General features: G+C 26.5%; 1 protein-coding gene. It reads left to right on the forward strand.

The annotated features are described in order from the left end of the window. Positions 1–592 precede the first annotated feature (592 nt). Complete coding sequence (locus tag GBG18_RS14880; RefSeq protein ID WP_152192345.1) at positions 593–1,582, forward strand: tyrosine-type recombinase/integrase; 990 nt, start codon at positions 593–595, stop codon at positions 1,580–1,582. Positions 1,583–1,992: the final 410 nt, after the last annotated feature.

Below are 1,992 nucleotides of genomic sequence, written 5' to 3' on the forward strand. Positions count from 1 at the left end.
AATAATATTTCTTTCGAGGACCCATAATGTGTTTTAACGTTTCAAGTCTATCTGCGTGAGATTCCATTAAAGTGGATGCGTATATGTATCCACTATTAAATTCATAAAGAAGTGAAAGTGAATTTTCTAAAGCAGTAATTGTTCTACTGTTCAAGGTAAATGCTTTTTGATAGTTAAAAATCAACAAGGAGGTAATCAGTGTAACAAGAAAAGGAACAATAAAAATTAAGAAAAATTTCTTATGCATTTTTGGTTCCATTTTGTTTCTTTTTATTGTAGTGTTAATACTAAAGGGAGAATGAACTCTCTTTGTAAATAAGTAAAACTTACTTACTGGCTAATCTATCAATAAAAGTTTATCTGAAATTATATTAAATTCAAATATGCAAAAAATTCAAAACGCTTAAATCTGTTTTTGCTTGTAAAACGTGCACGCTAAGTTAAAGAAGCTCTTATTTTATATGTAACATTATGTATATAATGTTACACTAAAGTACAAAATACATTAAATTATAGGTTTTATGGTGTGCATCACTTATACAAAGCCCTATTTGGTGGGGTTTAGAAATTTATTTAATAATTGGCGGAAAATATGAAAAATTCAAAAAATAAAATTTTTTATACTGAAATTGCAAAGTATTCAAAAAATTATGTAAAATCACTTAAAGTCAAAAAAAAATCTCATAACACAATTTCATCTTACTCCGGAACATTAAAAGCATTTTCAAATTTTATTGAACAATATGAAGACGTAATATCATTTGGCAATTTAAAAGAAAATCACATTATAGATTTTTTAATATACAAAGAAGAAAATGTACCTGTACATTATTTTGAATTTAAAGAGAGCTCAAAAAATTTATTCATAACTCATTTAAAAAGATTTTTTACATATATTGCAAAAAATAGCAATAAATCTTATGATTTTTCGAGAGTTTTTGATGATTTAAAGATAAGAATTCCAGAAAGAATTGCAAAAGGATTAGAGAGTTTTGAGGTTGAGAATGTGTTGATCTGTTTAAATAGTTCAATAGAAAAAGCCAATAATCATGTACAATCAAATTCAAGAACTGCAAATAAAGATTTTAAAAAAAGTAGACAATTTGTTGCGTATAGGAACTCATTAATAATTAAAATTTATTTATATTCTGGTATTCGTGCAAGTGAATTAATCGGACTAAATATTAATGACTTTGTGTTGGAAGATGACTTGTATACTATATATGTTATAGGTAAGGGAAATAAGGAAGCAAAGGTATTTTTAAGACCATCACGCATAGAAAAAGAGATTGAATTTTTCAAGAATAATGGGTATGAAATAATCACCAAAACCATCAATAACAAGGTATTTGATAGGGTTCAAATATGGAAAATGATTAAGAAAGTGTTTAGTGTAGCAAAGGTCAAAACCGGTAGTATTCATACCCTAAGACACACTTTTGCAAAAACTGTTTATGCTGTAACAAAAGATATTGGAACAGTCAAAGAAATGTTAAGACATAAATCTATCAATACAACAACAATTTATGCCAAAGAGAGTGAACAGACCACTAAAAATAACTATAAAAAAGCGATATCATAATTTTTATTTTCCCCTCATTGTTAAGAGGGGAAAATTAATTTTTACACCAATTTTGGCTTGTATTGTATGTATTTATCCAATTAGATTTGTAGATACTATTTCTTGTCATATGCTCAGAACTCTCCTCTTTTGAACTTATAATAAATATTGGATGATAAATTTACGATTTTCTGTAAAAAAACTGCTCTAATCCCTATAGGGTAGGGTGTTTAAAAGATTACAAAAATTATTCAACATTATAATTTCCAGATTCCTTAGCTTGTAGAGTGTATACAATAGCCCTATTAGACGGTTATTGAATAACTTTATTTTGCAAAAATAACAATCCCATAATTTTTACCACGATACGCTTATTATAAACTAAGTTATTAATCTTTTTTGCTTTGTGTCAATTAAATACACTTATTATA

The organism is Poseidonibacter ostreae, from assembly GCF_009208075.1.
GTDB classification, from domain to species: Bacteria; Campylobacterota; Campylobacteria; order Campylobacterales; family Arcobacteraceae; genus Poseidonibacter; species Poseidonibacter ostreae.